The organism is Halomonas sp. I1, from assembly GCF_032334135.1.
GTDB lineage: Bacteria > Pseudomonadota > Gammaproteobacteria > Pseudomonadales > Halomonadaceae > Halomonas.
Genome location: NZ_JAVXUS010000002.1, coordinates 1 through 25982 on the forward strand (window position 1 = coordinate 1; position 25982 = coordinate 25982).

Here is a 25982-nt window from a genome sequence, read left to right on the forward strand (position 1 = left end):
ACTATCGGGGAAGATGATACTTCGCCGGTGACCGGCAATGTGCTGGATAACGATACCGAGAGTGCCGATACCCCGAGCGAGGTGGTCTTTACCGACACCAGCGCGAGCTACGGCACCTTCGTCGATAACGGCGACGGCAACTGGACCTACCAGGTCGACACCACCAATGGCGCCGTCCAGGCGCTGGATGATGGTGAGTTCCTGACGGACACCTTCGAGTACACCCTGACCGATGCCGATGGCGATACCAGCACGGCGACACTGACGGTGACCATCAACGGCGCCACCGACGGCCCGCCGACGGTGGATATCGATGACAAGGCCCCGAATGCCGAGGGCGCCGATCACAGCGTGGTCGAGGCCACCGGCAACACCATCAGTGGCACGGCCACGGTGGGCGCCGAGGCGGGTATCGACAGCGTGACCGTCGAGGGTCAGGACATCACCGATGCCAGCAATAATCCGGTGACCCTGCAGGGTGACGAAGGCACCCTGACCATCACTGGCTATGATGCCGCCACGGGCGAGATCACCTACGACTACACCGAGGACGGCGATGCCGAGGATCATGGCAACGGCGAGATCCTGGATCAGTTCACGCTGGGCGTGACCGACCTGGCCGGCGAGTCGACCACGGATAGTCTGGATATCCGCATCGAGGACACCGAGCCCGCGGCCAGTGATGACAGCGCGGCCATCGGCGAGGATGACACGGACGCGGTGACCGGCAATGTGCTGGATAACGACACCGAGAGTGCCGATACCCCGAGTGCCATCAGCTTCGATGCCGATGATGTGGCCGCCGCCCAGTACGGCACCTTCGTCGATAACGGCGACGGCAACTGGACCTATCAGGTCGACACCACTAATGGCGCCGTTCAGGCGCTGGACGACGATGACACGCTCACCGAGACGTTCACCTATACGCTGACCGATGCCGATGGCGACACCAGCACGGCGACGCTGACGGTGACCATCAACGGGGCCACCGACGGGCCGCCGACGGTGGATATCGATGACAAGGCCCCGAACGCCGAGGGCGCCGATCACAGCGTGGTCGAGGCCACCGGCAACACTATCAGTGGCACGGCCACGGTGGGCGCCGAGGCGGGTATCGACAGCGTGACCGTCAACGACCAGGACATTACTGGCGCGACGTCCGCCAACCCGGTGACGATCCCGGGTGCCGAGGGCGAACTGCGTATCACCGGCTATAACGCCGCCACGGGCGAGATCACCTACGACTACACCGAGGATGGCGATGCCGAGGATCACAGCGACGGCGAAATCTTCGACCGCTTCGATCTCGAGGTCACCGACCTGGCCGGCGAGTCGACCACGGATAGTCTGGATATCCGTATCGAGGACACCGAGCCCGAGGCCAGTGACGACAGCACGACCACCGAGGAGGATACCTCGGTGACCTATAACGTCCTGGCCAACGATGATCAGGGTGCCGATGGCTCGACCGTGACCTCGGCCAGTCTGGCGACGGCGTCTGAAGGCACCGGGACAGTATCGTTCGACGAGAATACCGGTGAGGTGACCTTTACGCCTGCGTCCGGTTTCGAAGGTGATGTGGTCATCGACTACACCATCACCGATGCCGACGGTGATACCAGCAGCGCGCAGTTGCACGTGACGGTCAACGAGGACTCCAAGCCCGTACTGTCAGCGCTCGAGGGAAGCGATGGCGTGGTCGATGAGGCCGGCCTGCAGGATGGCAGTCGTCCAGGGGATGGCTCCAATGTCACCAGTGGCACCTTCGGTGCAACGGTCGGCAACGATTCGCCGGGCAACCTGACGATCGGAGGCGTGAACGCCAATGGCGGCGGGGTATTCCAGGGTGAATACGGCACCCTCGAAGTGACCGACAACGGCGACGGCGAATATGGCTGGACCTATACCCTGACCGACAATTCCACCGAGCATTTCAGCCAGGGTACCGGGATCGATGGCGTCCAGGATGTCTTCGATATCGAGCTCGCCGACAGCGAGGGTGACACCACCAGTGGCGCGCTGAACATCGATATCATCGACGATGTGCCGTCAGTGGGCACGCCGACCGGGCAGGTCTCGGTGGCCGTCAGCGAGCAGAGCATTGGCGACCTGGAGGCTCGTTGGGAAAATATGGATACCACCGGCGGCTGGTACAGCGTCGACCAGTACCAAGGCGATGATGGTGTGTATCTGCGCTGGGGGAGTTACGCTGAATCCCGTTCTGGGTATGACTTTGAGTATGCTGATGGCGTGACAAGTAATACTGGCGTGACAACCGACTCCCTTTTCTCCCTGGGAACGCTGACGCACAACAATTTCCCGATTTCTGGCAGCTCAGATATTCTGGAAACCATTGATATGGTGGTGGAGTTCACCGTAGAGATCGATGGTGTGTCGCAGATTGTCGAAACAACGGTCGGGCTGAAACACACGGAGACGGGGGCCGGGTATTATAACGGGGACTATTATTCTAATGCCCCGGACAAGATAGAGATCACCAACCCCGACCAGGAGCAGACGATCATCGTGGGTGACCGCGAGTTCGTGCTCAGTATCGAGGGTTTCCGCGACGACAACGGAAATCTGGTGGATACCGTCCGTACCGACGAGAATGGCTCCACGTCCTTCGATCTCTACGCCAAGGTCTCGTCCACCGATGATCTGCCGACGACATCCGGCACCATCGCCGACGATATTCATGGCTGGGGAGCCGATGAGCAGGAAGAGGGCGAAAGCCTGGTCTGGCAGGGCGGCATCGAGAATGGCGTCATTCAGGGCGAGTACGGTGAAATAACGGTTGCCGAAGACGGCAGCTATACCTATGAGCTCAGCCGGGACGTGCGTGATGGCATGGACGTGGGCGAGACCCTGACCGAGAGCTTCACCTATACCTTGACCGATGACGACGGGGATCAGGTTCAGGGTACGCTGGACCTGACGCTCAACGGTGAGGCGAACAACGTCCAGGTGAATGCCCAGGCAGCTTCGCCACGGAGCCTGAATATCCTGAACTTCGAGGAGTTCAGCCTGGCTCCGGAAGGCGAGGGCGCCGCGACCGACGTGGCCGCGTCCGAGGATGACAATCTCTCGGAGGAGCCGCAGAAGGAGAGCGTCGAGACAGCCTCCGATGAAGCGCCGGGCGAGGAGAACCTGGCGCTCCAGGCCGAAGACCTGTTGAGTGATGGCGATGAGGACCTTTTTGCCGACAGCGACCCGGTCGGGCCTCCTCGACATGCCGAGGAGGCGAGGCATCATGGCCAGGAAGGCAAGTCGGTGGGGCCGGGCCACGACGAGAAAGTGGTCGATATCCCGCACAACCCGATCGAGTGAGGCGGCTTGCCGCCTCCTCTGAGGGCTGGGATGATGGCCCAACGACAATCATCGGGACGATGCCATGTACGTCAAGCGTGACGAACGAGGACATATCCAGCAGGTCAGCCGGGAGCCGACGGCCGAGTGCGAGGAGTTTCTCGCCGCCGACTCCCGGGAGTTGCTGACCTTCATGATGGAAGGCGAGGGAAGCGAGGAAACGACTCACTTTCAGGCCTCCGACCTGGCCTTCGTGCGGGTGCTGGAAGACGTCATTCAACTGCTCATGGACAAGGGCGTGATCAGCTTCGTCGAGCTGCCCGAGGCGGCTCAGGAGAAGGTGCTGGAGCGCCAGAGGTTGCGTCGACGCCTCGTCGAAGGGCTCGACCTGGTGTCGTCGAGTGATGATGAGGATGATGAAATCATCTAGAGAAGCCGATTCATCGGTATGCTCTCAAGAAAGCCGCCGGTCCTCGGGCCGGCGGCTTTCTTGCGTGAGCGCTACACCACGATGGGGTTCATTGATCGGGGGCATCGCTCGGTGTGGCAGAGCGCACGCCGGGACCGGTGACGCCATCCAGGCCGAGCTCGAATAATGTCGGGACCTGTGCCGGGTCCATCACGCCCTCGGCGATCGCCAGCATGCCCACGGAGTGGCACAGCGTGGCCATGCCGCGCAGTATTCCGCGTCGCTCGTGACTGTTTTCGATGTCAGAGATCAGGCCTTCCTCGAATTTCAGGTAATCAAGCCCCAGGTCATGCAGGTCGGCAATTCGCGTGACATTGGCGCCGACATGCTCGAGACCGATACGACACCCCAGCGGCCGCAGCTCCCGGCAAAGGCTGCGCAGACCGGCCAATTCCCGGACGGCCAACGCTTCGGGGACTTCCAGCCAGAGTCCGGAAGCGGCCCCGGGGTGAGCCTGCAGTCGTTCCTGAAGGTCGAGCACGAATCGGGCATCGCGGATCGAGGCGGCGCTGAGGTTGATGCCCACGGGATCGCCGTGCTCGTCGATCTGCGCCAAGGCGGCCTCGACGACGCTGAGGTCCAGCTCGGTCTCGAGTCCCAGACGTGTGATCCAGGGCATGAAGATGCCGGCATTGCGCCATTGACCATCGAGATGCAGCCGGGATGGGCGCTCCATATGCAGTAACCGGCCTTGTTCATCCAGAACCGGGAAGCTTGCCAGCCGGACGCCTTCTCGCATGGCGACCTGCAGGGCATCGCGCCAGGCGGCATGGCCGGTGAAGAGTTGGCCGCGTGTTTCCGCCACGATGTTAAGGCGCTGCTGGCCCTGTGTCTCGGCGTCGGCGAGAGCGCCATCGAGAGCGGACAGCAGGCTCGATTGTCGATCCTCCGGACCATAGAGGGCGAGGGCGCCGGGCAAGCTCAGCGGCAGGGGCGCATCCTGTGTCCAGACGGCCAGATGACGATGAAGATCATGATGGATGTCGTCGATGTCGCCGACACCCGGTAGCAGCAGTGCGAAGTCGCTGCCATTGAGACGTCCGACCAGCCCATCGGGGTGGTCGTCGGCCAGTCGTTCGAGCGTTCGAACCAGACCGGCGAGACGCTGGTCGGTTTCGGGGTGTCCTAGCCGCTCGTTGAGTTCGGCGAGATGGGCCACGCGAACCATTGCCAGAATGCCGCCGGCACGGTAGTCCTGGCTCTGCAGGTGCGTCCCGAGGCGCTCGAGGAAGGTGGTGCGTTCGAGGGCACCGGTCACTGCGTCATGCTGAAGGCGTTGTCGCAGGGCATCGAGGCGTCGCCCTTCCTTGCCGAGCTGTTCGCCGACCACCGTGGATAGGCGGTTCATCGCCTGCACCACGTCGCGGAGTTCACGGGTGCGCGGTTCATCGGCGGTGGTAAATCGGCGTTGGCCGATATCCTGTGCCTGGTCAATGACTGCCTGCAGCGGGCGTCGTATACCGCGTACCAGCCACCAGGCCAGCGCCAGGCTGACGAGGCCCGCGAGCAGAAACCAGCCAGCGAGTGCCAGGGTGCCGCGCCAGAGCGAGCGATAGGCGAAGCCGTGCTGTCCTTCGAGTGTCAGGGTCGCGAACTGTTGCCAACCGTCCTGAATGCCTGCCTGGCCCGGGGGAACATCGAAGTCGATCATATTCACGAACCAGCCTGGTACGCCCTCGATGCCGTCTTCTGCCTGGCGGCGCTCGATGATCTCGCCGGAAGGGGCGCGCAGCTCGATGAGTCGGTAGTGTCCGGTATCGAACTGTGCCGAGACGAGCAGCTCCAGGGTCACGTCGTCCTTGGGCATCTGCGTCATGGTCAGCGCAAGGGCATTGGCATTGTCGGCGTTCTTGAGGCGGATTTCCCGTTCGATATAGTCGTGGCTCGAGGTCACGCTGATGAAGAGGCTGCCGCCGAAGGCCAGAACGAGTAGTCCCAGGATGATCAGCCATAGTTGTTTGACGAGTGACATCCGGTTATCTCCCCAGGGTGAATCCTTGTTGTCGCATGCGTTCGATGACGTTGCGCCAGCGCGAGAGGCGGTCGACAGGGTCGGCGCGTGATTGGCTGGAACCGCGGGCCCAGAGACCGCTGCCGTTGAAGCTGAACAAGGGGTCGAGGTCGGTGCGCTGACCGGCGGGCACGATACTCGGTTGCATGTTGTCCAGAATCAGTGGCTCGGCCCCCGGCGTCGCGTAGTAGCCCAATACCATGTGTGCCTGTGTCGTCTGGCCGCGTCCCAGGCGTGCGCGAACATAGATCAGACGCAGGCGCCGCTCGTCGACGCCGATCTGTCGCAGGGTCGCGTACTTGCCGATGGTGTAATCCTCACAGTCGCCTTCACCGCGGGCCAGGGTTTCGAGCGGGGTGGCCCAGTAATCCTTCTGGTCCCAGATATCGATGTCATCGAGCCAACGCACGCGACGATTGAAAAAGTCGTTGACGGCGCGGAGACGAGTATCGGTATCGCTGCCGTCGAGCCGGTCGAGCAGTGCCAGCCATTCCTCGAGGACCGCCAGGCCGCGCTCCCCATAGGTCTCACGCATGCTACGCCGCAGCTGGTCATGGTCGAGACCCGCCGAGAGACGTGTGAGGGGCCAGCCCAGCAGGACACCTCCGAGCAGCGACCCGCCGAGCGTTGTCAGGAGACGGCGACGCGTCAGCACAGGAGAGAAATGGCGTGGCGGGTCGGCCATGAGGTAAGCGTCGATCGATCAATGAATAAATGAGCGTTCGCTCAAGTTTAGGGATGGGAGCAGGGGAATGCGAGCACGAAGGGACCGTGGGCCGTTTTCAGCCCTTGCCCGGTCCCTGCCAGACTCTCAGTCGACCTACCCAGGTCAGCGAGTGCGAGGCGTCACGAAGGGCCTTGGCGGCGTCATCGAGGCGCTGGCCTTCGGGCAGGGCGTGTATGTAGATCGAGACATCGACGTGATCATCGATGTAGTGCAGGTCCAGCGCGACTCGGTCGCGCCAGACCGCGATTCCCTGCCAGGCCTCGTCCAGGATACCTTCGATATCGGCGCGCAGGGGTAGCCCGGGACGCAGGCTGTGCTCGGTTTCGCCGGCATCGTCCTGGGGGTCGATATGAAAGGTGACGTCGAACAGATTGGGAAAGACGTCACGCAGCCGTCGGCTGACCGCGTTGCCGATCTCGTGGGCCTCGGAGACCGTCACCCTGGGCGGTACCACGATATGCAGGTCGAGCAGCACCTCGCCGCCGATCCGCCGAGTGCGCAGGTCATGCACACCCTCGACGCCGGGGACCTGCATCGCGGCGTCGTGCAGGGTTCGCTGGTCGTCCTCGGGCAGGGCGGTATCGACCAGTTCCTGACCGGATTCCCACAGCAGGCGTCCTCCCACCTGGCCGACCATGACGCCGACCACGATGGCCGCAGCGGCATCCATCCAGCCGATGCCGACTTGTGCCGCCAGCAGGCCGATCAGCACGACGAGTGTCGAAAGGGCATCGGAACGGGAATGCCAGGCGTTGGCCTCCAGAAGCCGGGAGTCGACCCGCTGGGCGATGCGCAGGGTATAGCGGAAGATCCATTCCTTGGCCAGCAAGGCGACGACGGCGACACCGATAGCCCAGAGGCCGGGAGCCGTGGAGACGTCGCCGGCCAGCAGGCGGGTCAGGCTGGCCCAGGCGATACCGCCGGCGATGAAGATCAGCATGCCGCCCAGCCAAAGAGTGGCCAGGGTCTCGATGCGTCCGTGCCCATAGGGATGGTCGTCGTCAGGCGCCTGTCGGCCGAAGTGGGTGGCCGCGATCACGAACAGGTCGGTGACGATGTCGGAAAAGGAGTGAATGCCATCGGCGACCAAGGCGGCCGAGCCGACCAGCCAACCGGCGATCAGCTTGGCCAGCCCCACCACCAGGTCGATAGCGGCGCCGATCAGTGTGACCTTGTGGGCCTCACGTGCCTGTGCCGAACGAGTCTGGGTGGTGGTCATGGGTCGTCACTCCCTGGTGGCGCGATGGCGTACCGGATTGGCGTACTGGGTCAACCACCAATCGCGCAGCTCTGCGGGGACTTCGGCCAAGCGGGCCTGGAAACGGGCCCGGTCGGCATCGGTAACCTCACTCATGTCGAGCAGGTGAGGCGCGTCGCCCAGCGCCTCGAGCGCCAGATAGTGGCTGGGGAACAGATGGTAGCCCGCGAGCACCTGGCGGTCGATCTCCTCGGCGACGGCCTCGGGGCTGTCGAAATCAGCGTTCAGGGGCGTGCCGAAACGCAGATGAACACGGCCTTTCTGGCCGGTGATGCCGGCGACGATCGAGCGAATGTCCTCGAATTCGCTCTTCTCGTAATTGCCGCTGGCATTGACGGCATGCAGTTCACGTGCCTTCTGCACATCGCACGGGTCGTATTCGTAACTGATCGAGACCGGAACCAGGCGCAATTCGGCGATGGCATCGCCGGTGCCCGCCTGACGTTCGTTGCCTCGCCTTGCCATGGTCAGCATCTTGATGATCGCCGGATCGGTCTGGTCGATACCGTCCTTGGCACGGCCCTCGCGCTGGGCCATCCAGATCGAGTGGTTATCCTCGGTAATGGAATGACGAATATAGGCGGAAAGCTTCTGGTAGGCGGCCAGCATGGCGCGCTTTCCCCGGGCGCTGCGTGGCACGATGAAGCTCTTGTTGAGACGCATCAGGTCATTGACGTACGGCTTCTGGAGCAGGTTGTCGCCGATAGCGATGCGCACCGTGTCGCGTCCGGCCAGATAAAGAGCGTAATTGACGAAGGCCGGATCGAGCGAGATATCACGGTGGTTGCCGATGAAGAGGTAGGCGGTACCCGAATCCAGTTGCTCGAGGCCATCGGCTCGAAAGTCCGTGGTCGAGTTGCGGATCATGCGTTGCATGTAACTGGCGATGCGGTCCTGAAAGGTTCTGATGTCGCTGACGTCGCGCACTTCGCGGCGAATGGCGAAACTGGCGATAGTGCGAGACAGGCGCGGCATCAAGCGGGCCAGGCGCGGCAGCCGAAAGCGGGTGAGGGCGTCCAGCAGTTCCGGATCCCTGGCCAATCGCGTGAGAACATCGGCCACCTCCTCGTCCTGGTAGGGGCGGATCTCGGCCCAGGGATCATCGGAGAGCGTCGCTTGAGTGTTGTTCATTGGATGCGGCCGTGGTCGGTGTCGGTCATGCAGATGGGGCGTCGTCCGCCGGACTGGATTCTCCACCCAGCCAGGCGAGGAGTCGCTCGATGCTCTCGGCCAGTGCCTGAGTCATCAACAGGAAATCGGTCTCCAGGCGAACCAGGGCATCGTCGCCGTCGTCTGACTGGGCGGCTTCGTCGATCAGAGCGTCGTCGAAATTCAGGCTTTTCACGGCCAGGTCGTCGTGCAACACGAAGCTCAGTCGACCCTCGATGGCCAGTGCCAGTTTGCTGGCCTGCCGGCCACCCTCCAGCAGTTGCTGAATTTCGTCGCTGTCCAGGTCCACCTGGCGGGCCCGAAGCACGCCATCGTCGCCCTTGGCCTTGAGCTCCACTTGATCGCCGAGCTGGAGGTCGGTGGGGCGCGAGGCCGAGTCACCGAGCCAAGCCGTCATGGCGCGCATGGGCAGCGTCTGGCTTGCCAGCGGCGTGACACGCAGACTGCCCAGCGTTTCCCGCAGCAGGTCGAGCACTTCCTCGGCACGTTTGCGGCTGCTGGTATTGACGGCGATCAAGTTCTGCCGCGTGTCCCACCAGAGGTCGACTTTCTGGCTGCGCACGAAGGCTCGAGGCAGCAACTCCTCGTAGACTTGTTCCTTGAGCGTGAGCTTTTCCTGTCGGCGCAGCTTGCGACCTTCGCTGGTTTCGAGGGCATCGACGCGCTCCTCGAGCTCTTCGCGCACCACGGCGGCCGGCAGCAGGCGTTCCTGGCGCAGCGCCGTGAGTAGCCGCTGACCCTGAAGCTCATGGAGCCGTTGGGTGCCGGCTCGGCCGGCGGGGGCGCACCAGCCGAGACGACGTGCCTCGCTTCCTCCCAGCGGGCGGAAGGCCTGCGCTTCCAGAGCCGCTTCAAGATCGGTCGGGGCGAGCTCGGGGGCGCCGTGCAGGCGATAGAGATGCAAGTGCTTGAACCACATGGAGCCTTTCCTGCATGCAAAGGACGCACATTATGGCGAAAGGGAAGCGACGGTGCCAGCGGCGGTCGGCGGAATCCTGATTCAAACGGGAGTTTGAAAGCGTGTCCAGGACATGACTAGAATCGATAGCTTGCCGACGAAATGCTTTATCGACGAAATGTCTGTAACGAAAGAGGTGTCACGCATGGATTCCCGCTGCTCTGCCGTCCGCCTGCGCGTCCGAGGCTATCATCTGGATGGCTACGGTCACGTCAACAATGCCCGTTACCTGGAGTTTCTGGAAGAGGGCCGCTGGGCCTACTTCGACGAGCGCTCCGACCTGGCCAGTGTCATCACGCGTGGCGATGTGGCGTTCGTGGCCGTCAATCTGAACATCGACTATCGGCGTGCGGCCCTGGCCGGCGATGATCTGAAGGTGGTCACGGAACTCGCCGAACTCGGCACGCGCAGCGCGAAGATGCATCAGGAAGTGCGCCGCGATCGCGACGACAAGCTGGTGGCCAGCGCTGATCTGACCTTTGTGCTGCTCGATGTGAAGTGCAACAAGGCCGTCGCCATCGAGGGGGAATTGCGCGATGTCATGGCACCGCTGGTAATCGCGCAATAGCACGCTGCTTTGCCTCGCCCGGAATGGTATGATGTGGCGCTGATATGACGCGCCAGGGAGTCGCCGGAGACTTGACGGAAGGGTGAGGCGCATGGCCGTGCCGATAATTGGTGCGATGCCCGCGATACGTCCCGCCTTGTCCATGTCGTCGTTCGACGGTGGCGCTCCCTGTGTCACGGCCTCGTGACGCGCTTACCTGTCGCAGTGCAAAGGATTCGACGACCCATGGGTGACATCGCCAGAGAGATTCTGCCAGTCAACATCGAGGACGAGCTCAAGCAGTCGTACCTCGATTACGCGATGAGCGTGATCATCGGCCGTGCGCTGCCGGACGTGCGCGATGGCCTGAAGCCCGTGCACCGGCGCGTGCTTTATGCGATGCACGAACTCGGCAATGACTGGAACAAGGCCTACAAGAAGTCGGCGCGTGTCGTCGGTGATGTGATCGGTAAGTATCATCCCCACGGTGACAGCGCCGTCTACGATACCATCGTGCGCATGGCGCAGGACTTCTCGATGCGTCACGTGCTGGTCGACGGCCAGGGCAACTTCGGGTCCATCGATGGCGACAATGCGGCCGCCATGCGGTATACCGAGGTGCGCATGGCGCGCCTGGCCCACGAGCTGCTGGCGGACCTGGAGAAGGACACCGTCGACTGGGTCGACAACTATGACGGCACCGAACGTATCCCGGATGTGCTGCCGACCAAGCTTCCCAATCTGCTGGTCAATGGTTCTTCGGGCATCGCCGTGGGCATGGCGACCAATATCCCGCCTCACAACATGGTGGAGGTGATCGACGGCTGCCTGGCCTTGATCGACGACTATACCCTGTCAGTCGATGACCTCATGGAGTACATCCCCGGACCGGACTTCCCCACCGGGGGCATCATCAACGGTCGGGCCGGCATTCTCGAGGCCTATCGTACCGGCCGTGGCCGCATCTATGTGCGCGCTCGCCATACCATCGAGCACGACGAGAAGACCGGCCGTGACCACATCATCGTCACCGAGTTGCCGTATCAGGTGAACAAGGCGCGGCTGATCGAGAAGATCGCCGAGCTGGTCAAGGACAAGAAGATCGATGGCATCGCCGAGCTGCGCGACGAGTCCGACAAGGAAGGGCTCCGGGTCGTCATCGAGGTCAAGCGTGGCGAGTCCGGCGAGGTCGTGGTCAATAACCTCTTCGCCCAGACGCAACTGCAGAACGTCTTCGGCATCAACATGGTGGCCCTGGATGGCGGCGAGCCACGCACGCTCAATATCAAGGAAGTGCTCGAGGCCTTCATTCGCCACCGCCGCGAAGTGGTGACCCGCCGTACCCTGTTCGAGCTCAAGAAGGCCCGCGAGCGCGGCCATATCCTCGAGGGGCTGACGGTCGCGATCTCCAATATCGACGAGGTGATTGAACTGATCAAGGCCTCTCCCTCGGCCAACGAGGCCAGGGAGAAACTGCTCGCCAGGAACTGGGCACCCGGTCAGGTGACCGGGATGCTGGAGCGTGCTGGTGCCACTTCCTGCAAGCCCGAGGACCTCGAGGAGGGCTTCGGGCTGGATACGGCAGGCAAGGAATACCGCCTGTCGCCGGCCCAGGCCCAGGCCATCCTCGAACTTCGCCTGCATCGCCTGACCGGTCTGGAGACCGAGAAGCTGCTCGACGAGTACCTGGGCATCCTGGAGAAGATCGCCGAGCTGACCAGGATTCTGGCATCCGCCGATCGTCTGCTGGAGGTGATCCGCGAAGAACTGGTGGCCGTGCGCGACCAGTTCGGCGAGACGCGTCGCACCGAGATCCAGGCCAGCCACCTGGACCTTTCCATCGAAGACCTGATCGCCGAGGAAGACATGGTGGTCACGGTGTCCCGCTCGGGTTACGCCAAGACCCAGCCGCTTTCCGACTACCAGGCTCAGCGGCGCGGCGGTCGAGGAAAATCGGCGACATCCATGAAGGACGAAGACGTCATCGAGCACCTGCAGGTGGCCTCGACCCACGACACCGTGCTGCTGTTCTCGAACCGCGGCAAGGTCTACTGGCTGAAGGTCTACGAGATGCCGGCGGCGAGTCGCGGCTCCCGGGGCAAGCCCTTGGTCAACCTGCTGCCGCTGGAAGAGGATGAGTCGATCAATGCCATCCTGCCGGTGCACGATTATGATCCGGACTCCTATATCTTCTTCGCTACCGCCAAGGGCACGGTCAAGCGCACCAGCCTCGCGCAGTTCTCGCGTCCGCGCAGCGTGGGTCTGATTGCCATCGACCTGGAAGAGGGCGACCGCCTGGTGGGGGCGGCCATCACTGGCGGGTCGGATCATGCCATGCTGCTTTCCTCCAATGGCAAGGCGATCCGCTTCGATGAATCCGATGTGCGCGCCATGGGGCGGACCGCACGCGGCGTGCGTGGCATGCGCCTGCTCGATGGTGCCGAGGTGATCAGCCTGATCATCCCGCGCAGCCAGCGCATCGACGCCGAGGATCAGAGCAGTGAAGAATCGGAAAGCGTCGAGCCGCTCGATGATGGCCAGATCTATATCCTCACCGCGTCGGAGAATGGCTACGGCAAGCGAACCCGTCTCGAGGAGTTCCCGCTGCGCGGTCGCGGCGGCCAAGGGGTGATTGCCATGCAGACCAGCGAGCGCAATGGTTCGCTGGTCGCCGCCATGCAGGTCTATGCATCCGACGAGATGATGCTGATCACCGACAAGGGCACCCTGGTGCGCACACGGGTCGATGAAGTCTCCATTTCGTCGCGGAACACCCAGGGCGTGATGTTGATTCGTCTGGGCGAGAGTGAGTCGCTGGTCAAGACGGTGCGTATCGACGAGCCGGAGGCAGCCGACGTCGTGGAAGACGAGCCTGATGAAGAAGGCGTGACCGAGGCAGGGCCGACCACGGACGGCGAGAGCGGCACGACCCAACCCTCGGACGAGTGAGAGGACAGACAACGCTGATGACACGTCATTTCAATTTCTGCGCCGGGCCGGCGGCGTTGCCCGAAGCGGTCCTGGCGCGGGCCCGCGACGAACTGCTGGACTACCGAGGGCGCGGTCTCTCGGTCATGGAAATGAGCCACCGTTCCGGCGACTATGCGGCCATTGCCGAGCAGGCCGAGCGCGATCTGCGTGACCTGCTGGCGATCCCCGACAACTATCGAGTGCTGTTCACCCAGGGCGGAGCGACCCAGCAGTTCGCCGCCTTGCCCTATAACCTGCTGGGCAACGGCGGCACTGCCAATTTCGTGCAGACCGGCATCTGGGGCACGAAAGCCATCAAGGAGGCGCGTCACCTGTTCGGCAATGCGGTGGTGGCCGCTTCCAGCGAGCCCGAGGGCCACACGGCCGTGCCGCGACAGGACGCTATCCACCTGTCGTCGGATGCTGCCTACCTTCATTACACGGCGAACGAGACCATCGGTGGGCTCGAGTTCGACTATATCCCCGGCAGCGACACAGGCGGACTTCGTCGTGCCGATGGCCTCGAGGTACCCCTGGCCTGCGACATGTCGTCCAGTATCCTGTCCGGACCGCTCGACGTGTCGCGTTTCGGGGTCATCTATGCCGGTGCCCAGAAGAATATCGGACCCGCCGGCCTGGTGGTGGCCATCGTGCGCGATGACCTGCTCGACCGTGCGCGCGATGACATGCCCAGCCTTTTCAGCTATCGGGCCCTTGCCGAAGCGGGATCGATGATCAATACGCCGGCGACCTACAGCTGGTATTTGGCAGGGCTGGTGTTCCAGTGGTTGAAAGAGGATATCGGTGGTCTGACCGCCATGGGGGACATCAATGACCGCAAGGCGAACAAGCTCTACACGGCCATCGACGCCAGCGAGTTTTATTCGAATCCGATCCTGCCCCGCAACCGTTCGCGGATGAACGTCCCCTTCGTGCTGGCCGACTCGCGCCTGGACGATGCCTTCCTGGCCGAGAGCGAGGAAGCGGGACTGCTCAACCTCAAGGGCCATCGCAGCGTCGGCGGCATGCGGGCGAGCCTTTATAATGCGGTGCCGGAAGCGGCTGTGGATGCGCTCGTGGACTTCATGGCCGATTTCGAGCGGCGGAAGGGCTGAGCGGCCCGGCTTTGCCGGGAGCTGTAACCGGGCTTCGCCCGGCCCGGCTGCGCCGGGAGCTGTAAGCTATAAGCTTTAAGCTGTAAGAAAAAACAAAAAAACCTTGTTCCCGGAAGCTTCGGGGGTATTCTCTGGCCGGCTTACGGCTTACGGCTTACGGCTTACGGCTTGATAATTTGATAATCAGGGGAAAACGATGAGTGATACCCCCATCGATCTCGATTCGCTGCGCAGTCGAATCGACGAGCTGGACAGTGACATTCTGCGGCTGATCAGCGAGCGGGCCGAGTGTGCTCGCCGCGTGGCCGAGATCAAGACTCAGGACGACCCCGGGACGGTATTCTATCGTCCCGAGCGGGAAGCCCAGGTGCTTCGGCGTATCATGGAACTCAATGATGGCCCGCTGGACAGCGAAGAGATGGCGCGGTTGTTCCGCGAAATCATGTCCGCCTGTCTGGCACTGGAGCAGCCGATCAAGGTGGCGTACCTGGGACCGGAAGGCACCTTCACCCAGCAGGCTGCGCTCAAGCACTTCGGTGAAAGCGCCATCAGCCTGCCGATGGCGGCCATCGATGAAGTCTTCCGCGAGGTGGAGGCCGGCGCCGTCAATTATGGGGTGGTGCCGGTAGAAAACTCCACCGAGGGGGTGATCAACCACACCCTGGATTCCTTCATGGATTCGGGGATGCGAATCTGTGGCGAGGTCGTGCTGCGTATTCATCATCACCTGCTGGTGTCCGACAATACGCGGCGCGACAAGGTCTCGCGGATCTACTCCCACCCCCAGTCCTTTGCGCAATGTCGAAAGTGGCTGGATGCCCACTATCCGCAGGCAGAGCGTGTGCCGGTGTCGTCCAACGCCGAGGCGGCCCGACTGGTCAAGACCGAGTGGCACAGTGCCGCCATCGCCGGCGACATGGCGGCCAAGCTCTACGGGCTGACACGCATCGCCGAGAAGATCGAAGATCGCCCCGACAACTCCACACGCTTCCTGATCATCGGTAATCAGGATGTCCCGATGTCCGGCGAGGACAAGACCTCCATCGTGGTGGCCATGCGCAATCAGCCCGGGGCCCTGCATGACCTGCTGGAGCCCTTCCATCGCCATCAGATCGACCTGACCCGACTGGAGACCCGGCCGTCGCGCAGCGGCGTGTGGAACTACGTGTTCTTTATCGACTTCAAGGGTCACCACGCCGAGCCGCGGGTGTCGGCGGTGCTCGAGGAAGTGCGGCTGCGTGCCGCCGAGGTCAAGGTCCTGGGCTCCTTCCCCCAGGGCGTGCTCTAGATGGCACGGCAGGACCTGCCCTCCCGGGTACTGATCGTCGGCCTCGGTCTGATCGGCGGTTCCTTGGCAGCCGCGCTACGAGCCGCCGGTTTCGGGGCGGCAGAAAAAGGCGCCGCCGGGGCCGAAGGAGAGATTCTTGCCTGCGACCCGGATGCCGATGAAATCGCCAAAGGCATCGAGATGGGGCTGGTCGACCATGGCGACACCCGTCTTGCCCCGCTGCTCGACGGCGTCGATCTGGTCGTGCTGGCAGTGCCGGTGCTGGCCATGCGTGATGTGCTGGGAACGCTGGCGGATCAGGGGGTGGCCGGTGACCCCGCGGTGGTGATCACCGACGTGGGCAGCACCAAGGGCGCTATTCGTGAAGCGGCCGAGGCCGCCTTCGGTGACCTGCCGGGCAATTTCGTACTTGGCCACCCCATTGCCGGCTCCGAAAAGAGTGGGGTGGCGGCGGCCAACCCCGAACTCTATCTTGGCCATAAGGTCATCCTGACCCCGGAGCCGGTCACCGATCCCCGCGCCGTGGCCCGAGTACGTGCGCTATGGGAAGCCACCGGGGCCGAGGTGCTGGAAATGGACGTGGCACGCCATGACGCGGTGCTGGCTCGCACCAGCCATCTGCCACATCTGCTGGCCTTCTCGTTGGTGGATACCCTGGCGCGGCAGGACGAGCGCCTCGAGATCTTTCGCTACGCGGCTGGCGGCTTTCGCGACTTCACGCGCATCGCCGGCAGCGACCCGGTGATGTGGCGGGACATATTCGTCGCCAACCGCGACGCCGTGCTGCATGCCCTCGACGACTTCGAAGCCGGTGTGGCCAGGCTCCGGCAAGCGGTCGAGAGCGGTGACACCGATGCCCTGCTGTCGACCCTTGACCGCGCCAGTCATGCCCGGCGCTACTTCGATTCCTTACTGAACCAGAGCAGTTATCAGGCGGAGTATCAGATGCAAGAACAAGCGACGTTGCGCTACCGGGCCGGCCCCGGTGGTGAAGTGCGGGGGCGCATGCGCGTGCCCGGCGACAAGTCGGTCTCTCACCGTGCCATCATGCTCGGCGCCCTGGCGGAAGGGGTCACCGAGGTATCGGGTTTTCTCGAGGGCGAGGATAGCCTGGCGACCCTGCAGGCATTTCGTGAAATGGGGGTTGCCATCGAGGGGCCGCATCAGGGGCGGGTGACGATTCATGGAGTCGGCCTGCATGGCCTGAAGGCACCGTCGGGGCCTCTCTATGTCGGCAATGCTGGTACGGCCATGCGGCTTTTTGCGGGCCTTCTGGCTGGTCAGGCGTTCGATACCGAGCTGACCGGCGACGTTTCCTTGACCAAGCGGCCCATGGGGCGGGTTGCCGATCCATTGCGCGAGATGGGAGCGGTGATCGAGACGGCTGAAGGCGGACGTCCTCCCCTCGTGCTGCGTGGTGGACAAAGGCTCAAGGGCATCACCTATGACATGCCCATGGCCAGTGCCCAGGTAAAATCCTGCCTGCTGCTCGCCGGTCTGTATGCCGAGGGCGAGACGCGAGTACGCGAGCCGGCGCCGACGCGAGACCATACCGAGCGCATGCTGGGCGGTTTCGGTTATCGAGTGGATCGTGAGGGCGATACCTGCTGGCTCGAGGGGGGAGGGCAGCTATCCGCCTCGCCCATCGATGTGCCTTCCGATATCTCCTCGGCGACCTTTTTCCTGGTGGCGGCGGCCATCACCCCGGGCGCCGATCTGGTGCTGGAGCATGTCGGCGTCAACCCGACGCGCATCGGCGTGATCAATATCCTTCGTTTGATGGGCGCCGACCTGCGCCTTGAAAACGAGCGCGAGGTGGGCGGCGAGCCGGTGGCCGACCTGCACATCCGCTATGCGCCGCTCCACGGTATCGATATTCCCGTCGACCAGGTGCCGCTGGCCATCGACGAGTTCCCGGCACTGTTTGTCGCCGCCGCCAATGCCGAAGGCGTGACGCGTCTGCGCGATGCCGCCGAGCTGAGGGTCAAGGAATCCGATCGGCTCCAGGCGATGGCCGATGGCTTCTCGGTGCTGGGTATCGAGCATCGGCTGTATGATGACGGTATCGACATCGTCGGCCGCCCCGACGGGCAGGGCGGAGAAGGGCCCAGCTATGGCGGTGGCCGCGTCGACAGCCTGGGCGATCACCGTATTGCCATGGCCTTTGCGGTGGCGGCATTGCGAGCCAGCGAGTCGGTCACCATCGAGGATTGCGCCAATGTGGCGACCTCATTCCCCGGCTTCATCGATCTGGCACGGCGCGTAGGCCTGAGCATCGAGGTACAACAGGAGGATACATGACCGAACAGGCCGCGGTGCTTACCATCGATGGGCCGGGAGGCGCCGGCAAGGGCACGATCAGCCGGCTCGTCGCCGAGCGACTGGGGTGGCACCTGCTGGATAGCGGCGCGCTCTATCGTCTTACTGCCCTGGCGGCGCTTCGTCATGGGGTCGCGCTGGATGACGAGCCGGCCCTGGCTCGAATCGCCGCCGGACTCGATGTGGTCTTCCTTGCCGAGGGGGGAGAAGGTCGAGTGCTGCTGGAGGGACAGGAGGTTACCGGTGATATCCGCACCGAGCGGGTAGGCGATGCCGCCTCGCGGGTGGCCTCGCTTCCCGATATTCGCACAGCCCTGTTGCAACGCCAGCGGGATTTTCGTCAGTTCCCGGGGCTGGTAGCCGACGGTCGTGACATGGGCACGGTGGTCTTCCAGGATGCACCGCTCAAGATCTTTCTCACCGCCTCGGCTGAGGAGCGTGCCCGGCGGCGACACCTGCAGTTGCGAGAGGCTGGGGTGGATGCTAGTCTATCGAGTCTTCTAAAGGAGATTCAGGCACGCGATGCACGGGATATGCAGCGCAGCGTGGCGCCACTGGTGCCGGCCGATGATGCCGTCACACTGGATACCACGAGCCTGACGATACCGGAAGTGGTGGATCGGCTGACGGCATTGCTGGCCCGAGAAGGCCTGGCGCCGAATGCCTGAAACTCCCTTGCGGCGCCTTCGGCAAGATGTGATGACGTGGAGGGGCATTGTTTTCCGTGAGCCCGTCCAGGTCGAACCAGCGCCAACATCCCCGAAGGTAGTCTGAAATGGCCCGCACTCGCTGGTGGTGCGGAGGAAAGCGGCCTCTGGTCGCATTCACGTTGATCACGTAGGAACATCATGAGCGAAAGCTTTGCTGAACTGTTTGAACAGTCTCTCCAGGACATCAACATGGAGCCGGGCGCCATCGTCGCGGCTGCTGTCGTCGACATCGAAGGTGACTGGGTCACCGTCAATGCCGGCCTGAAGTCCGAAGGTCAGATCCCCGCGGCCCAGTTCCGCGATGAAAACGGCGAACTGACCATCGCCGTCGGCGACGAAGTGCACGTCGCTCTGGAAGCCGTTGAAGACGGTTTCGGTGAGACCCGTCTGTCTCGCGAGAAAGCCAAGCGCGCCGAGGCGTGGAAGGTTCTGGAAGCTGCCTTCGAGAAGGAAGAGATCGTCAAGGGCGTGATCAACGGCAAGGTCAAGGGCGGCTTCACCGTCGACGTGGATTCCATCCGCGCCTTCCTGCCGGGTTCCCTGGTCGATGTGCGTCCGGTGCGCGACACCACGCACCTCGAGAACAAGGAGCTTGACTTCAAGGTCATCAAGCTCGATCCGAAGCGCAACAACGTGGTGGTGTCTCGTCGCGCCGTGCTCGAGGCCGAGAACAGCGCCGAGCGCGAAGCACTGCTAGCCACCCTGCAGGAAGGCCAGCAGATCATCGGTATCGTCAAGAACCTCACCGACTACGGTGCCTTCGTCGACCTGGGCGGCGTCGATGGGTTGCTGCACATCACCGACATGGCCTGGAAGCGTATCAAGCATCCGAGCGAGATCGTGGCCGTCGGTGACGAGGTCAACGTCAAGGTGCTGAAGTTCGACCGCGAGCGCAATCGCGTTTCCCTGGGCCTGAAGCAGCTGGGCGAAGATCCGTGGGTCAACATCAAGGATCGCTACCCGGAAGGCACCAAGGTGCACGCCACGGTCACCAACCTCACCGACTACGGCTGCTTCGCCGAGCTGGAAGAAGGGGTCGAGGGCCTGGTCCACGTGTCCGAAATGGACTGGACCAACAAGAACATCCATCCGTCCAAGGTCGTGCAGGTCGGCGACGATGTGGACGTCATGGTACTGGATATCGACGAAGAGCGTCGTCGTATCTCACTGGGCATCAAGCAATGCACCGCGAATCCATGGGAAACCTTCAACGCCCAGTACAATAAGGGCGACCGTGTTTCCGGTACCATCAAGTCGATCACCGACTTCGGTATCTTCATCGGCCTGGAAGGCGGCATCGATGGCCTGGTTCACCTCTCCGACATTTCCTGGACCGAAGGTGGCGAGGAAGCCGTTCGCCAGTTCAAGAAGGGCGATGAGGCCGAGGCCGTCATCCTGTCCATCGATCCTGAGCGTGAGCGTATCTCGCTGGGTATCAAGCAGCTCGATACCGATCCGGTTGCCGAGTTCCTGGCCGTCAATGACAAAGGGTCCATCGTTACGGGCCGTGTCGTCGAAGTTGATGCCAAGGAAGCTCATGTCGAGCTTGCCACCGATGTCGTCGCCGTGCTGAAAGCTTCCGAGATCAGCGCTGATCGTGTCGAGGATGCTCGCAACGCACTGAACGAAGGCGACAGTGTCGAAGCGCGTATCGTCGGTGTGGACCGCAAGAACCGCCAGATCAACCTGTCCGTCAAGGCCAAGGATCAGGAAGATACGCGTCGCAACATGAGCAAGCTGCGCGAGCAGGATGCCGAGGGCGGAGATGCTCCGACCACCATCGGTGATCTGATCAAGCAGCAGATGGGGCAGGACTGATTCGTCGGCAATAGCCTTCGTTGACGAGTCCCATCTCGACACCGCTCCTCAGGGGGCGGTGTTTTTTTGTGTTATGCATATGAGAATGCTTTATATGCATGACAAGGGGGTTCAATAAAATTAGCGATGGTTACGGGCTATCGGGCGATTTATATTTTAACTGTCTCTTATATTATCGGGCCGGAACTCAGGGTATGTGCTAGTGTCTATTCGAGGGTTAAGAGAAACTCGAAAGCGAGAGTTGCTCATTGCGTGATTAAACGCGATAATAACAATTGTCCCGTAACGTCCCATCCCGTAACTCAAGGAATATTTAGATGTCCTCACTGCTCAGCAACTACATGCAGAAGGAAGAGCAGCTCAAGCAGCTGCAGGCCGAGCTGGAAAAGCTCGAAAATGACGAACGTCTCAAGGCCGAACTCGAGTTCAAGAACAAGCTGCAGGCGCTCATGGACGAGTTCGACAAGAGCGCTTCAGACGTGATCGAACTGCTCAACCCCAAGGCTGGTAGCGGAAGTGGCGCGGCCAAGAGCACTGCGGCCAGCAGTGGAGGCCGGCGCAAGCGTAAGCTGAAGATCTACAAGAATCCCAATACCGGCGAAGTCGTCGAGACGCGTGGTGGCAATCAGAAGACGCTCAAGAGCTGGAAGGACGAGTTCGGTGCCGATACCGTGGAGTCCTGGCTGGTTCGCGTAGAAGACTGATCATGCCTTGATGCCTTGCCTGGAGGCTGAAAAGCGCCAGGGAGGTGAAGGTAACGCTCGCCCATACGAAGAGCACTGCCCCTTGCATATATAGGGGCAGTGTTTTTTTCTTTTAAAGAGTTGGCAAGCCAGTCTTTCGCTCGAGGATGTCCATCAGGGAAGTGCAAGATGCTGGTGCTCAGCATAATGGTATGCGTAGCTCGAATCCTTCCGCTCGAGGGATGAGGTGGGGAGGCTCTCCGCTGAGGGCTTCACCTTCGCCCGAAAGACTACGGTAACTCATGAAGCGCATGGCTTCGCTGAGCTGGCCGGCGGTACTCAAGTGAAGGCGGGCGTGACGCTGTCGTGGCAGCTGCAGGAGTCGAAATGTCGGAGGGAGCGCCAGGTCCCGGGTGCTTTCGGGTTCCACCTGGACGCCGATATCGAAGCGTGGCAATTCATTACCCAGTGTCTCGTCCTGGAGGATGACAATGGGGACGGTCTCGTCCAGTGCCTGAATCTCCGAAGGAACGGACTGGAGGTATTGCTTCCACTCACTGGTGTTGTCCAGAGGCAGGGAAGTGTTGTAGAGGCGCGTCAGAACGGCATGATTCGAAGGTAGCTCATCGATCTGGTAAGCAAAACTGGCCTGGCCTTGCTGCTGAATGCAGAGGTCGAGTTGTCGTTGTTGCCGATAGCGTCGGGGGGACTTGCCGTGATATTTCTGAAAGGCTCGCGTGAAGGCCGAGTGGTTGCGATAACCGCAGGTGGCGGAGATGCTTTTTACGCTCAAGGGTGTCTGGACCAGTAGTCTGGCTGCCTTGGCAAGCCGGAGCTGGTCTCGATAGGCCCCCGGCGACAGGCCGAATACATCGCGAAAGCGACGACGGATCTGAGAAGGGGAGTAGCCCATCCGGTGAGCCAGCTCCTCGAGTCCCGACGCGGTACCCAGTGTATCCTGCAGCCAGATCTCGGCCCGTATCATCTCGTTTATCATGGTCTGGCCCTGGTAGGTCGTCCATCATCCGTGAACCCGACTCGCGATCATGCACACGCCTGTCCATGAGTCCTGTATACGACCCCTATGGGCACCCTGGTCAAGCGGTATGGCATGAAATCGTTGGGTTAGTGCCTGATAATAAACTCCTTTATGCCGTTAAAATACGGTTAAGGCAAGTTTCCTTAGGAGCGATGCGCGTTTCGGCATAGTAAGTGAGCCCACTCTTACGCTGGATGCCGGGTAACAACGGATGATAGTTGTTGTCCAAATGGGTATACTGACGGCCTGGCCTTGCCGGGCCATGGTCAACGCCATCTTCCTTTCGCGGTTTTACTGGAACCGATCGGTAGCGAATGAAATATCAGAATTCACGAAAACCCATGGATGAGCGTGAAAAATTGCGCAAGTTCCGTGAGCTTGATGACGCCTTTGCTCAGGCGCTGCGCGAGCTCGAGCAACCCGACAGTTCGCTGGAGATTCCCACCGGCCCACCGGTGCGCTCCCTTGCGGCCCTTGACGAGGAAGAGCGGCAACGCGAACGTGAAGCGACGTTCGAGCACAAGCTCAGGCTATTGATGCAGGACTACGCCCAGCCCGAGGAAAGTGTCAGCCACCTCCTGAAGACCTTGAAAGCCCTGGGCAAGATCGCCTGACCTGACTGCGCTTTGTTTTGCCTGGCAATGGTCTGCGTGTGCCCATCCCGCGTCAAGAATCGACTCAGAATACGCATTCACACCACGTGAACTCCGTTTCAAATCGCCAGTCCTGACGATTTGTCATCGTCGTGACATCTCATCGATGTGATTGAAGAGGCCATCGCCCGCTGCCTCTTCAGCCCGAGCTTAGTTGTCCCGGTAGCGATAGATGCGCAGGCTGGGCAGCAGTGGTGTGTCTTCGAGGCGTGCATCGCGGCGCTTTGCCCTGGTGCGTTGTTCGGGGGGCGTTGGCGATGGCTGATTGATATCCGGTAGCCGGCCGTTCGTCGACGGTACGAAGAGGGGGAGAGCGACGTTCATTGCCCGCCGGGCATGGCCGTCCTCGAGTGGTTCTCGAAAGAATAGATTGGCACGCATCAAGGGAGCCTGAGGTTGCACCTGGGCCAAGGGTTCACTGTCGGGCAGGCCGGCCAGGGTGCGTAACTGGATGCGGATGTGGGTTGCCTCGCTATCCAATGCCAGCAACATGCGCTCGGCATCCCGGACGCTCAGGCGCTTGATGGAGCGTCCACTGGTATACCAGGCCAACCGGATGCGAGACACCTCCGCCGGTGCCAGGGGGATGGCTCTCCAGCATTGCTTGAGGTGAAGTCGTGCCAGGCCTACGCCACGCAGGTGGTCATGCAGGGCCGGATGACGGAAGGGCAATACGGCCTTGATTTCGGGAATCAGGCTCGGTACGTCACGGCGTATTTCGGCAAGCTTTTCGGCGAGGGTGCGTTTGGCAGCATTGGTGGCCTCGAGTTGCTCGATGACGGCGCCATTCGCGGCGACCAGGCCAATATAGCTGCGAGTGCTGCGTCCGTCCTGTCCCTGCTGATACCAGAAATCGAGCAATGCACGGTGCAACCAGGCGGCATCTGCCCTGGGTGTATCGAAGGACCAGGCATCGGCGTTGGAACGGTGCCAGGTGGCTACCAGGGTCTCGGTGCGCTCGACCAGATCGTCGAATGCGGCTTCCAGTTCTGCCAGTAACCGGTATTCCGGAGCTTGTGCCATCGGTGTCACGTCATCGGGTCGTCACGGTCGGCGCGGGCCAGCATGGCGTCGATATCGGTCTCGTCCATGGATGGTTCGCCGGCGATGCGATGCGACTCGTCCGCCCAGGCGCCCAGATCCAGAAGTCGGCAACGCTTGCTGCAAAAGGGGCGGTAGGGGTTGTCCTCGGTCCAGAGGACTTTCTTGCGGCACTGGGGGCAGGCGATTTCCAGGGGGCGGTCTGTGCGAGGCTCTGACATGGGGCGTTCTCGTCGCGGGTTGCGGTGACGGATCAATGACAAGGATGACGAATCAGGGAGTCGGGGGCAATCCGGCGAGGGCTCGATATTGTCGATCGAGCTCGGCGACCCGGTCGGCCAGATGCCGCTCGTCGCCATCGTTGGCAAGGATATCATCGGCTCGGGCCAGGCGTTCGTCGCGAGGCATCTGGGCTGCCACGATGGCGCGTGCCTGGGTTTCGTCGACCCCGTCGCGGCGAGCGGTACGTTCGATCTGCAGGGGCTCGGGGACATCGATGACCAGGCAGCGGTCGACCAGCTCGCGCTGGCCGGATTCGAGCAGCAGCGGCGAGACCAGCAGGGCATAGGGGATGTCGCGTTGACGGAAGTTCTCCAGCCGTTCGCCGAGTCTTTCCCGGATGCGAGGGTGAGTGACCGATTCCAGCCAGCGGCGTTCGGCGTCGTCGGCGAAGACGATGTCACGCAGGGCTCGACGGTCGAGGCAGCCATCCTCGAGCAGGACCCGAGGGCCGTGGCGCTGGCGAATTTCGGCCAGTGCCGGCTCTCCCGGCGCCACGACCTCACGAGCGATGTCGTCGGCATCCACCCAGGGAATGCCGAGTCGGGCGAAAGCGTGTGCCACCGTGGATTTTCCCGAAGCGATGCCACCGGTGACACCGATGATAAGAGGTCTTGCGGTCATGTCATGAGATCCATTGCAGGTACAACGCCATCAACGGCTCGCCGGCCAGCAGCATTATCCAGCCGGCAAGGGCGAGCCAGGGGCCAAAAGGTATGGCCTGGTGACGTTTGCCGGGGTCCAGGGCCTGGGTTACCAGGCCGTACAGAGCGCCACCAGTCGCGGAAAGGATCAACAGCAGGGGCAGGTATGGCCAGCCGAGCCAGGCGCCCAGCGCTGCCATCAGCTTGAAGTCGCCATGGCCCATGCCACGCTTGCCTGTCACGCGCTGGAACAGTCCATGAAAGCCCCATAGTGCGACATAGCCGATCATGGCGCCGAGCACGGCATCCGACAAGCCGACAGGCTGGAAGAGCAGATGAAAGAGCAGGCCCGCCCAGAGCAGAGGCAGTGTCAGGATGTCCGGCAAGAATTGCAGGCGCAGGTCGATGACTGCCAGAACGAGCAGAGATAGACAGGCACCGAGGACGAAGGCCGCTTCCAGCGTTGGCCCCTCGAGCGCGAGGAGGGTCAGCGTGAACAGGCCTCCGGCGAGCTCCACCAATGGATACTGGAGACTGATCGGTCTTCGGCAATGGGCACAGCGACCGCGCAGCCCGAGCCAGCCGATCAGAGGGAGATTGTGTCGCCAGGCAATGGGCGCTTCGCAACGTGGGCACATCGAGGGTGGATCGAGAAGATCGAAGCGTGATGGCGACTCCGGTTCGAGCGACAGGGCGGCCCGTGCTTCGGCACGCCAGCCGCGCATCAGCATCACCGGCAGACGGGTGATGACCACGTTAAGGAAACTGCCGAGACTCAGACCGAGAAGAGCGGCGAGTGGCCAGAGCAGAAACGCTGGGAGGTGGCCGGGCATCAGGTTCTCCTTCCGTGGTATCCGGCCGTCATTGTACGGGTCATGTCGAGGGCTGTCCGCCTTGATCGGCGCGACACGCGACGGGCTGTCGCGTCGCGGCGGGATGGTCTAGAATCTGGCCCTCATCTCGTCAGGAACGCG

At 62.3% G+C, this 25982-nt stretch carries 21 protein-coding genes; 11 read left to right on the top strand and 10 right to left on the bottom strand.

Features of this window, described 5'->3' with window-relative positions:
- Both RSO41_RS03010 and RSO41_RS03015 read left to right on the top strand, forming a co-directional pair.
- Positions 1-3330: Ig-like domain-containing protein (locus RSO41_RS03010; protein ID WP_315617597.1), on the top strand; the 3330-nt coding region annotated here is incomplete at its 5' end.
- A 64-nt stretch (positions 3331-3394) separates the two neighbouring features.
- Positions 3395-3739, top strand: coding sequence for a tryptophan synthase subunit beta like protein (locus RSO41_RS03015; RefSeq protein WP_315617599.1), 345 nt, complete (start codon positions 3395-3397; stop codon positions 3737-3739).
- Positions 3740-3827: 88 nt separating this feature from the next.
- Here the strand turns inward: RSO41_RS03015 and RSO41_RS03020 are convergent, their stop codons facing one another.
- From RSO41_RS03020 to RSO41_RS03040, 5 genes are all read right to left on the bottom strand, one after another.
- Positions 3828-5750 carry an EAL domain-containing protein gene (locus RSO41_RS03020; protein WP_315617600.1) on the bottom strand — a complete coding sequence of 641 codons (1923 nt, stop codon included), beginning with the start codon at positions 5748-5750 and terminating at the stop codon, positions 3828-3830.
- Positions 5751-5754: 4 nt separating this feature from the next.
- Positions 5755-6474, bottom strand: coding sequence for a transglutaminase-like cysteine peptidase (locus RSO41_RS03025; RefSeq protein ID WP_315617601.1), 720 nt, complete (start codon positions 6472-6474; stop codon positions 5755-5757).
- Between the two features lie 97 nt (positions 6475-6571).
- Positions 6572-7735 (bottom strand): cation diffusion facilitator family transporter, encoded by a 1164-nt coding sequence (locus tag RSO41_RS03030; protein WP_315617602.1) that lies wholly within the window; start codon positions 7733-7735, stop codon positions 6572-6574.
- 6 nt (positions 7736-7741) lie between these two features.
- Entirely contained in the window at positions 7742-8905 is a 1164-nt protein-coding gene (locus tag RSO41_RS03035; RefSeq protein ID WP_315617603.1) for a 1-acyl-sn-glycerol-3-phosphate acyltransferase, read from the bottom strand.
- A gap of 25 nt (positions 8906-8930) precedes the next feature.
- A complete protein-coding gene (locus RSO41_RS03040) occupies positions 8931-9863 on the bottom strand; it encodes a recombination-associated protein RdgC (protein WP_315617604.1) in 933 nt (310 codons plus the stop codon).
- Between the two features lie 184 nt (positions 9864-10047).
- On the opposite strand from RSO41_RS03040, the gene RSO41_RS03045 reads away from it, so the two are divergent.
- The 8 genes from RSO41_RS03045 to RSO41_RS03080 all read left to right on the top strand — a co-directional run bounded on the left by RSO41_RS03045 (position 10048) and on the right by RSO41_RS03080 (position 21373).
- Positions 10048-10470, top strand: coding sequence for a thioesterase family protein (locus RSO41_RS03045; protein ID WP_315617605.1), 423 nt, complete (start codon positions 10048-10050; stop codon positions 10468-10470).
- 225 nt (positions 10471-10695) lie between these two features.
- The gene (gyrA, locus tag RSO41_RS03050; RefSeq protein WP_315617606.1) at positions 10696-13398 is read left to right on the top strand and encodes a DNA gyrase subunit A; all 2703 of its coding nucleotides are present in this window, start codon (positions 10696-10698) and stop codon (positions 13396-13398) included.
- Positions 13399-13415: 17 nt separating this feature from the next.
- On the top strand, positions 13416-14534 hold the full coding sequence (gene serC / locus RSO41_RS03055) for a 3-phosphoserine/phosphohydroxythreonine transaminase (protein WP_315617607.1): 1119 nt from the start codon (positions 13416-13418) through the stop codon (positions 14532-14534).
- 196 nt (positions 14535-14730) lie between these two features.
- Positions 14731-15822, top strand: a complete 1092-nt coding sequence (gene pheA, locus RSO41_RS03060; protein WP_315617608.1) for a prephenate dehydratase — start codon at positions 14731-14733, stop codon at positions 15820-15822.
- Positions 15823-18123: a bifunctional prephenate dehydrogenase/3-phosphoshikimate 1-carboxyvinyltransferase gene (locus RSO41_RS03065; RefSeq protein WP_315617609.1), complete on the top strand. Its 2301-nt coding sequence runs from the start codon at positions 15823-15825 to the stop codon at positions 18121-18123. It begins immediately after the preceding gene.
- The gene (gene cmk, locus RSO41_RS03070; protein WP_315617610.1) at positions 18120-18809 is read left to right on the top strand and encodes a (d)CMP kinase; all 690 of its coding nucleotides are present in this window, start codon (positions 18120-18122) and stop codon (positions 18807-18809) included. Before RSO41_RS03065 ends, cmk begins: the two co-directional genes overlap by 4 nt.
- 180 nt (positions 18810-18989) lie before the next feature.
- Positions 18990-20669, top strand: coding sequence for a 30S ribosomal protein S1 (gene rpsA / locus RSO41_RS03075; RefSeq protein ID WP_315617611.1), 1680 nt, complete (start codon positions 18990-18992; stop codon positions 20667-20669).
- Between the two features lie 317 nt (positions 20670-20986).
- Positions 20987-21373 carry a histone-like nucleoid-structuring protein, MvaT/MvaU family gene (locus tag RSO41_RS03080; protein ID WP_315617612.1) on the top strand — a complete coding sequence of 129 codons (387 nt, stop codon included), beginning with the start codon at positions 20987-20989 and terminating at the stop codon, positions 21371-21373.
- Between the two features lie 178 nt (positions 21374-21551).
- On the opposite strand, the gene RSO41_RS03085 is transcribed toward RSO41_RS03080, so the two are convergent.
- Positions 21552-22349: a helix-turn-helix transcriptional regulator gene (locus RSO41_RS03085; RefSeq protein WP_315617613.1), complete on the bottom strand. Its 798-nt coding sequence runs from the start codon at positions 22347-22349 to the stop codon at positions 21552-21554.
- 383 nt (positions 22350-22732) lie between these two features.
- Between RSO41_RS03085 and RSO41_RS03090 the strand changes: the two genes are divergently transcribed.
- Positions 22733-23005, top strand: a complete 273-nt coding sequence (locus tag RSO41_RS03090) for a hypothetical protein (protein WP_315617614.1) — start codon at positions 22733-22735, stop codon at positions 23003-23005.
- Positions 23006-23194: 189 nt separating this feature from the next.
- Here RSO41_RS03090 and RSO41_RS03095 read toward each other — a convergent pair whose 3' ends face one another.
- From RSO41_RS03095 to RSO41_RS03110, 4 genes are read right to left on the bottom strand one after another with little or no spacing between them, the layout of a single operon-like run.
- Positions 23195-24067, bottom strand: a complete 873-nt coding sequence (locus RSO41_RS03095; protein WP_315617615.1) for a DNA replication terminus site-binding protein — start codon at positions 24065-24067, stop codon at positions 23195-23197.
- Positions 24068-24072: 5 nt separating this feature from the next.
- A complete protein-coding gene (yacG, locus tag RSO41_RS03100; RefSeq protein ID WP_315617616.1) occupies positions 24073-24306 on the bottom strand; it encodes a DNA gyrase inhibitor YacG in 234 nt (77 codons plus the stop codon).
- Between the two features lie 52 nt (positions 24307-24358).
- Positions 24359-24988 carry a dephospho-CoA kinase gene (coaE, locus tag RSO41_RS03105; RefSeq protein ID WP_315617617.1) on the bottom strand — a complete coding sequence of 210 codons (630 nt, stop codon included), beginning with the start codon at positions 24986-24988 and terminating at the stop codon, positions 24359-24361.
- 1 nt (position 24989) lies between these two features.
- On the bottom strand, positions 24990-25841 hold the full coding sequence (locus RSO41_RS03110; RefSeq protein WP_315617618.1) for an A24 family peptidase: 852 nt from the start codon (positions 25839-25841) through the stop codon (positions 24990-24992).
- Between the last annotated feature and the right edge of the window lie 141 nt (positions 25842-25982).

Bases quoted from the DNA above. Each gene is read 5' to 3' on its own strand.
- RSO41_RS03015 (WP_315617599.1), top strand. From the start codon at position 3,395: ATGTACGTCAAGCGTGACGAACGAGGACATATCCAGCAGGTCAGCCGG.
- RSO41_RS03020 (WP_315617600.1), bottom strand. From the start codon at position 5,750: ATGTCACTCGTCAAACAACTATGGCTGATCATCCTGGGACTACTCGTT.
- RSO41_RS03025 (WP_315617601.1), bottom strand. From the start codon at position 6,474: ATGGCCGACCCGCCACGCCATTTCTCTCCTGTGCTGACGCGTCGCCGT.
- RSO41_RS03030 (WP_315617602.1), bottom strand. From the start codon at position 7,735: ATGACCACCACCCAGACTCGTTCGGCACAGGCACGTGAGGCCCACAAG.
- RSO41_RS03035 (WP_315617603.1), bottom strand. From the start codon at position 8,905: ATGAACAACACTCAAGCGACGCTCTCCGATGATCCCTGGGCCGAGATC.
- RSO41_RS03040 (WP_315617604.1), bottom strand. From the start codon at position 9,863: ATGTGGTTCAAGCACTTGCATCTCTATCGCCTGCACGGCGCCCCCGAG.
- RSO41_RS03045 (WP_315617605.1), top strand. From the start codon at position 10,048: ATGGATTCCCGCTGCTCTGCCGTCCGCCTGCGCGTCCGAGGCTATCAT.
- gyrA (WP_315617606.1), top strand. From the start codon at position 10,696: ATGGGTGACATCGCCAGAGAGATTCTGCCAGTCAACATCGAGGACGAG.
- serC (WP_315617607.1), top strand. From the start codon at position 13,416: ATGACACGTCATTTCAATTTCTGCGCCGGGCCGGCGGCGTTGCCCGAA.
- pheA (WP_315617608.1), top strand. From the start codon at position 14,731: ATGAGTGATACCCCCATCGATCTCGATTCGCTGCGCAGTCGAATCGAC.
- RSO41_RS03065 (WP_315617609.1), top strand. From the start codon at position 15,823: ATGGCACGGCAGGACCTGCCCTCCCGGGTACTGATCGTCGGCCTCGGT.
- cmk (WP_315617610.1), top strand. From the start codon at position 18,120: ATGACCGAACAGGCCGCGGTGCTTACCATCGATGGGCCGGGAGGCGCC.
- rpsA (WP_315617611.1), top strand. From the start codon at position 18,990: ATGAGCGAAAGCTTTGCTGAACTGTTTGAACAGTCTCTCCAGGACATC.
- RSO41_RS03080 (WP_315617612.1), top strand. From the start codon at position 20,987: ATGTCCTCACTGCTCAGCAACTACATGCAGAAGGAAGAGCAGCTCAAG.
- RSO41_RS03085 (WP_315617613.1), bottom strand. From the start codon at position 22,349: ATGATAAACGAGATGATACGGGCCGAGATCTGGCTGCAGGATACACTG.
- RSO41_RS03090 (WP_315617614.1), top strand. From the start codon at position 22,733: ATGGATGAGCGTGAAAAATTGCGCAAGTTCCGTGAGCTTGATGACGCC.
- RSO41_RS03095 (WP_315617615.1), bottom strand. From the start codon at position 24,067: ATGGCACAAGCTCCGGAATACCGGTTACTGGCAGAACTGGAAGCCGCA.
- yacG (WP_315617616.1), bottom strand. From the start codon at position 24,306: ATGTCAGAGCCTCGCACAGACCGCCCCCTGGAAATCGCCTGCCCCCAG.
- coaE (WP_315617617.1), bottom strand. From the start codon at position 24,988: ATGACCGCAAGACCTCTTATCATCGGTGTCACCGGTGGCATCGCTTCG.
- RSO41_RS03110 (WP_315617618.1), bottom strand. From the start codon at position 25,841: ATGCCCGGCCACCTCCCAGCGTTTCTGCTCTGGCCACTCGCCGCTCTT.